Source organism: Brachyspira pilosicoli (assembly GCF_019402445.1).
In the GTDB taxonomy this organism is placed as follows: domain Bacteria; phylum Spirochaetota; class Brachyspiria; order Brachyspirales; family Brachyspiraceae; genus Brachyspira; species Brachyspira pilosicoli_B.
Genome location: NZ_SRZM01000180.1, coordinates 1 through 7,304 on the forward strand (window position 1 = coordinate 1; position 7,304 = coordinate 7,304).

At 27.3% G+C, this 7,304-nt stretch carries 5 protein-coding genes; 1 reads left to right on the forward strand and 4 read right to left on the reverse strand.

Going from position 1 to position 7,304, the window contains the following annotated elements:
* The first annotated feature begins 211 nt into the window (after positions 1–211).
* Positions 212–1,942 carry an RNB domain-containing ribonuclease gene (locus E6A48_RS06710; RefSeq protein ID WP_219709273.1) on the forward strand — a complete coding sequence of 577 codons (1,731 nt, stop codon included), beginning with the start codon at positions 212–214 and terminating at the stop codon, positions 1,940–1,942.
* A 68-nt stretch (positions 1,943–2,010) separates the two neighbouring features.
* Here the strand turns inward: E6A48_RS06710 and E6A48_RS06715 are convergent, their stop codons facing one another.
* The 4 genes from E6A48_RS06715 to E6A48_RS06730 form a co-directional block, all read right to left on the reverse strand.
* Complete coding sequence (locus tag E6A48_RS06715; RefSeq protein WP_219709274.1) at positions 2,011–3,075, reverse strand: leucine-rich repeat domain-containing protein; 1,065 nt, start codon at positions 3,073–3,075, stop codon at positions 2,011–2,013.
* Positions 3,076–3,095: 20 nt separating this feature from the next.
* On the reverse strand, positions 3,096–4,115 hold the full coding sequence (locus tag E6A48_RS06720; RefSeq protein WP_219709275.1) for a leucine-rich repeat domain-containing protein: 1,020 nt from the start codon (positions 4,113–4,115) through the stop codon (positions 3,096–3,098).
* 29 nt (positions 4,116–4,144) lie between these two features.
* Positions 4,145–5,158, reverse strand: coding sequence for a leucine-rich repeat domain-containing protein (locus tag E6A48_RS06725; protein WP_219709276.1), 1,014 nt, complete (start codon positions 5,156–5,158; stop codon positions 4,145–4,147).
* Positions 5,159–5,443: 285 nt separating this feature from the next.
* Positions 5,444–7,138, reverse strand: coding sequence for an FAD-dependent oxidoreductase (locus E6A48_RS06730; protein ID WP_219709277.1), 1,695 nt, complete (start codon positions 7,136–7,138; stop codon positions 5,444–5,446).
* Positions 7,139–7,304 lie beyond the last annotated feature (166 nt).

The window sequence follows — 7,304 nt, forward strand, 5'->3', positions numbered from 1 at the left end:
TTGCCACAAAGAACCAAAAAGGCTGCATTTGACGAAGTCCACAGCGTGTAGCTAAAATGCAGGTATTATTTTATAGTTAATACATATTCCAACATATAGAGTAAAATATTTGCTAATACCATCACCCGCAAATATTCAAAATTATAAAAATAATTTTTGACAAAATGCAATCACTTTAGTATAATTTATTATTATTTTTTAGAGAGTATTTATGAAAACCATAGAAGAACTTATAGCAAAATTGTCTAAAAACCAAATGGACTATAATGTATTTATAAAGTTTAATGCAAAAACACCATTAGAAAAAACTTCTCTTACTAATTTGATAAGAAAAGCAATCAGTGATGGATATATACAAAAAACTGACAGTAATTTACTTAGAGTAACTAAAGCTGGTCATTTATTGATAAACCCAAATAGTGCAAATAAAGAAGCTGTAAAAACTCCTGTTCATGCTAAAAAAATAAATATTAATATAGATAATGCGAAATTAGATTCAGAGATAATAGCAAATGCATATAATATTAAATTAAACTTTTCTGATGATTTATCGAATCTTGCAGAAAATATAAATAATAATGCTAATTTTAATGATATTAGTGATAGAATTGATTTGAGAGATTTAAAAACTGTTACAATAGACTCAGAGCATTCAAAAGACTTAGACGATGCTTTTAGTATAGAGAAAATAGAAGATAATTATAAAGTATATGTACATATTTCTGATGTTAGCCATTTTATAGAGGCTGATTCTCCTCTTGATATAGAAGCAAAAAAAAGAGGAAACTCTACTTACTTAATAGATAAAGTATATAACATGTTTCCAGAGATTCTTTCAAATGGAATAATTTCACTCAATGAAAAAGTTGATAGATTTACTTTGAGCTTAATTTGTGTTATAGATAAAGATGGAAATATTTTAGATAGTGATGTAGTTAAAAGCATTATACATTCAGACAAAAAATTATCTTACGATTACGTAGAAGATATTATAAACAAAAAAGCTAATGATGAAGATTGGCTTATTGAGCTTATAAACAATGCTTTGGAAGTAAAAAATATATTGCATAAAAAAAGAAGCAAGGGTGTAGAGTTTGAGAATGATGATATTAATATAGTATTAGATGATAATGGGGTTCCTATAGAGTTTTATGCAGAAGAGAAAAAGGAGTCTATGCTTATAATAGAATCTTTAATGCTTTTGGCTAATAGTGAAATAGCAAAAAAGTTAAAAGACTATGAGGGGGTAATATACCGATATCATGGTGCTCCTGATAATTATAGATTTAATAATTTTAAAATATTAGCACATAATAAAGGCTATGAATTAAAAAAGTTAGATGAAGATAATTATGATTTAATTGACTTTTTGGAAAAGATAAAAGGAAAGTCAGAAGAGAAACTTCTTACAGGTGTTTTAATGCGTTCTATGACACCATCATCATATAGTGTAGTTAATAAAAGTCATTTCGGTTTGGGCTTTGATTATTATACTTATTTTACTTCGCCTATAAGGAGATATGTTGATTTAATAATACATAGAATTGTAAAAGATTATATCATAGACAAAAAAACATATGCTAATGATGATAACAAATATAAGATGATAGCAGATGAATGTACTTTGCTTGACAGAACATCAAAAAAGGCAGAGAGGAATTTAAGACAAATAAAAGCGGCAAGGTATATGAAAGATAGGCTTGGAGATGAATATTACGGATTTATTAGTTTGCTTTCAAGAAACGGCATTACAGTTGAGATAGAGGGGCTTGATATAGAAGGTTTTATTGAGTCAACTTATGTTGGTGCTAATTATAGATTTTATGAGGATATGCAAAGTATTTATATTGATAAAGTTAAGATGTATGAACTTGGGGACAGAGTTAAGATTTTTGTTGTAAAAGCAGATATATCAAGCGGTAAGATATATTTTTCTCTTTAATGAGTTTTTTACCTAATAGTAACTTTATGAAGTTACTATTAGGTTATAAAGTTATTATTTTTTATATATTAATTAATATGTTCTTCAAATTTTACATCATTCCATATTCTACTTAAAAGTAAAAAATTCTGCCATTCTTTTTTATTTCCATTTTGTAATTTTACATTTGGAAGATATAAATACCAAATATTCTTTCCTGAACTTTCAAAAGCAGGCTGAGAGTTTACTTGTTGTATTTTATTTTTATCTGTACCTAAATATTCTAGTTTTTCTAAATTTTTACAATTATGAAAAGCCCATTCTTTTATTTCTTTTATAGAATCTGGTATTATAACTTCAGTTAAAGAACGGCAATTTTCAAATGTTTGTCTTTCTATAGTTTCAACTTTTGTAGGAATCTTTATAGATTTTAAGCTTGTACATAATACAAAAGCCTGACGTCCTATAGTATTTATAGAATCTGGAAGATTTATATATGTTAGAGATTGGCAATATTCAAAGGCATTATTACCTATTGAAGTTACAGAGTCTGGTATTACTATTTCTTTTAGTTTTTCACAGTATTTAAAAGCTAAATCTGGTATTGATGTTACAGAATTTGGAATTACTATAGTTTCTAAAGATTCGTGTGAAAAAAAAGCCCATTCTCCTATTGATGTTATAGTATCTGGTATTACTATATTTGTAACATACATAGTATTTAGCATTGACATACTAAAAAAATGAGCTGGTATTTTATTATTTTTAAAATCTACTTTAGAAAAATCTGCTTTAATATTTTCTTTATAAACTTCATTTAATGCCTTTTCTAAATGATAACCCAAACTCTTTGTACCTTGATAAGAATCTTTTGTTATAGAGCCTTTAAAATATATTGTATTGTTATATTTGTTTTTTATAATGTCTTTTTTTTCTGTTAAAAAATTTTTTATATCTTCTGATGTTGTATTGTCTGATATTTGACACATATCTTCTTCATTAGGTAGTATTTGGTTTGGTGGTGGTGTTTGTGATATAGTATTATTATTTGAATTTTCGTTGTTATCTGGTGAAGTATTTACATCTGTTGGTACTTCTTTACATGATAATATCATTAAAGCTATAATTAAAATAAATATTATAATTTTTTTCATTTTGCATAAACCTCTTAATTTTATTGTTGTTCTATTATTTCTATAGTATCTGGTATACCAGACTTACCTTTTAATGTTTCATATTGTTTTTGGCTTCCTTGCGGTACGTAAATAGTTTTTAAAGCTGTACCATCAAAAACATAATCTCCAATAGTAGGAGGAGTTTTAGATAAAAATGTAACAGTTTCTAAAGCTTTAGCATAATAGAAAGCAAATGTTTTTATTTCTTTAACAGAAGCAGGTATTGTTATACTTTGTAATGCATAACAACTTGTAAAAATAAATTCTTCTAAAATTGTTAAATTATTAGGTAATGTTACTTTTATTAAATTTTCACAACTTTCAAATGCGTTCTTTCCAATAGATGTTACAGAATTGGGAATAACTATAGATTCTAATTTTGATTGAGAAAAAGCGTATGCTCCTATTGTTTGTAATGTATTTGGAAATTCTAAAGTTTTCATATTAATTCTGCTAAAAGATTTATCAGATATTATTGTAAGTCCTTTTGGTATATTAACATTAGTAAGATTTGAACAGAAGAAAGCATTATTTCCTATAGTTGTGATAGTGTCTGGAAGAATTACTTTAACTATATTTTCATTAAGATTTTGACTGCCTCCTAGTATATATGGATTTAATATATTATTTGGAAAATTAACATGTTCAAAAGTTATTGTTATATTTATATCTTTTAATGATATTTCATTAATCAATCCCGCTATAGATAATCCTTTGAGCCAATCATATTGAGTAGTTGAATTTCCTTTAAATATTAATTTATACTCCCCTTTATGGTCAGCCTCATATTTTATTAAAGCTTTTTCTATGTTTTCTGTTGTTGCTGTAGCTATATCTATACCGTATTTTTCAAGTTCTTCTGGAGTTACAGTAGAGCCTCCATTGTTTCCATTATTATTATCTCCACCTGTGTTGCCTGGGCTATTATTATCTGATGAAGTATCTACATTTGTTGAATTATTTTTACATGATAATAGCATTAAAGCTGCAATTAAAATAAATATTATAATTTTTTTCATTTTGCATAAACCTCTTATATTGTTGTATATTATTGTCCTATTATATTAACATTGTCTGGTATACCATTACCTTTTAATTGCTCATATAATGTTTTACTTCCTTTTGGCACATTAATAGTTTTTAAAGCTGTACCATAAAAAACATAATTTCCTATAATTGGAGGATTTGCTGATAGAAATGTAATATTATCTAAAGAATCGCAAGAATAAAATGCAGATTCTTTTATTTCTTCAACAGAAGCCGGTATTGTTATACTTTTTAATTTGTTGCAGTTTGCAAAAATCTCTTTTTCTAAAGAAGTTAAATTGTTAGATAATTTAACTTCTACTAAATTTGTACAACTTTCAAATGCTTGTTCTCCAATTGATGTTACAGAATCAGGTATTACTAGATTTGTAAAAGTGCATATACGAAAGGCATACTTTCCTATAGTTGTTAATCCATTAGGTAATATAAGTTCTTCCATTTTCATTTCATAAAAAGCTCCATCTTCTATTGTTTTTAAGTTTTTAGGAATATTTACATTTGTAAGATTTCCACATATAAAAGCATCTTTTCCTATAGTTGTTATAGTATCTGGAAGGATTACTTTTACTATATTGTAGTTATAATTTTGACTTCCGCCTAATATATAGTCGTTTAATTTATTATTTGGGAAATTAACATATTCTAAAGATACAATAACACGGATAGTTTTTAACGATATTTCATTGAGAAAGCCTGCTATTGAGTTGCCAAAAAGCCCATTATATTGAGCAGTTGAAGTACCTTTAAATATTAATTTATATTCTCCGCTATGGTCAGCCTCATATTTTATTAAAGCTTCTTCAATTGTTTGAGTAGTTGCACTAGCTATATCTATGGCATATTTTTCTATTTGAGGCGGAATTGTAATAGAGCCTCCATTGTTTCCATTATTATTATCTCCACCTGTGTCGCTTCCATTATTATTATCTGATGAAGTGTCTGCATTTGTTGAATTATTTTTGCATGAGAAAACCATTAAAGCTGCAATTAAAATAAATATTATTATTTTTTTCATTTTGCATAAACCTCTTAATATTGTTGTTTTCTATATATTTGCATTTATTGTTGTATATGAGTATATTTTTATAATATCTTTTTTTAAAGATATCATTTATATATAAAAGGTCAAATTTATTACATAAAAAATAATGATATTTTTTAAAAATGTTACATAAAATTACATAAAAAAATCTTTTATGTATGTAAAAATGATATATTATTACATATAGTAACAATAATTTTTGAATATGCAAAAAAATGAGAGGCCAGAACAGCCTCCCATATACAACAATATAAGAAGTTATGCAAAATATTTAGTTAGTATCGGTTTTCTGTTATAGAATTTATCATTGTAGTATTCATACTGTGATAAACCTATGAATCCACCAGAAACATTAACAACATTGGTGAATCCTAAATTAATTAATATTCTACAAGCTGTATAACTAGTTAATCCAGTTTTACATGTAATATAAACAGGTCTATCCTTAGGCACTTCATCGAATCTGCTTCTTAAAGCACCAAGCGGTATATTAACAGCTTTTTCTAAATGACCAGCTTCAAAATCTTCTTTAAGTCTTACATCTAAGAAATAAGCATCAGGGTCTTTTTCCAAAATATTTCTTACATCACTATAATGTACTTGTTTGAAATCACCGTTCATTAGGTTAGAAGCAACATAACCAGCGAAGTTTACAACATCTTTAGCAGTACCGAAAGAAGGAGCATAACATAATTCTAAATCTTTCAAATCATAAATAGTACCGCCGAATTTTATTAATGTAGCAATAACATCTATTCTCTTATCAACATTTCCTCTTCCAATAGCCTGAGCACCTAATACTTTACCAGTAGGTACTTCATATATTAATTTGAAATGTAAAAGCTTAGCACTAGGCATAATAGAAACACTATCAAAAGGTATAATATCTACTGTATCATAATTGATATTTAAATTCATAGCTTTAATATAGCCTTCAGAAAGACCCGTAGAAGCACCGTTATATCTAAATACTTTAATTACAGAAGAACCAATATATCCTCTGTTATCAACAGTTCTTCCATTTATATGGTCAGCTACAGCACGAGCTTGTTTTTGAGCAGGACCAGCTAAAGCAAGTCTGTAATAATCCTGACATAAAGCTCCGTAAATTTCTATAACATCTCCTATAGCATAAATATCTTTATCATTAGTTCTATAATTAGCATCAACTTTAATAGATTTAGTTTTACCAAGTTCAATACCAGCCTTAACAGCAATATCAGTTTCAGGAGCAACACCTATAGCAAGTATAACAGCATCAGCCTCTATCTTTTTACCAGAAGCAAGTACAACAGTATTCTCTTCAAAACTCTCAACTTTATCTTCTACTATTAGATTAACTCCGTTGTCAATAAGTTCTCTATGAAGAATTTGAACCATATCATAATCGAAAGGCTTCATAATTTGAGGCAAAGCTTCTATAATAGTTACATCATGACCAGCTTCTTTGATATTTTCAGCCATCTCTATACCAATGAAACCACCACCAATAACAGCAACCTTAGCATTTTTTTTGCCACCTAAGAAAGAATGTATTTTAGCTATATCAACAACATTTCTAACAGTGAAAATGTTAACTTTTTCAATTCCTTTAATCGGAGGAACTATAGGTTTAGCACCCATAGATAATATCAGTTTATCGTAGCTCTCTTTATATTCCTTACCCTCGCTTATCACCGTAACTTCTTTTTTCTCTCTATCTATTGCCACAACCTCGCTATTAACTCTAGCATCTACATTAAACTGTTTCAAAAACTTTTCGGGAGACATTAAAAGTAAAGTTTCCTCATTTGGTATGAGACCTCCGACATAATAAGGAAGAGAACAGTTGGAAAAAGAAACATGCGGACCTTTTTCAAATAATATTATTTTATCTTCTTCGTTTAATCTTCTAAGTCTAGCAGCTGCAGAAGCTCCGCCAGCTACTCCGCCAACTATTAGTATTTTTTTCATAAAATAATCTCCCATTTTTTATTTTTATATGTACATAGTATAGGTATATTAAAAATAAAGTCAAATTTATTTTGTATTTTTTTTAATTTTTTTAACAAAAAAAATTTTTATTAAAAGTCTTTATGTGTAATATAATTCAATTAAATAAAGTTTTATTGTACTAACA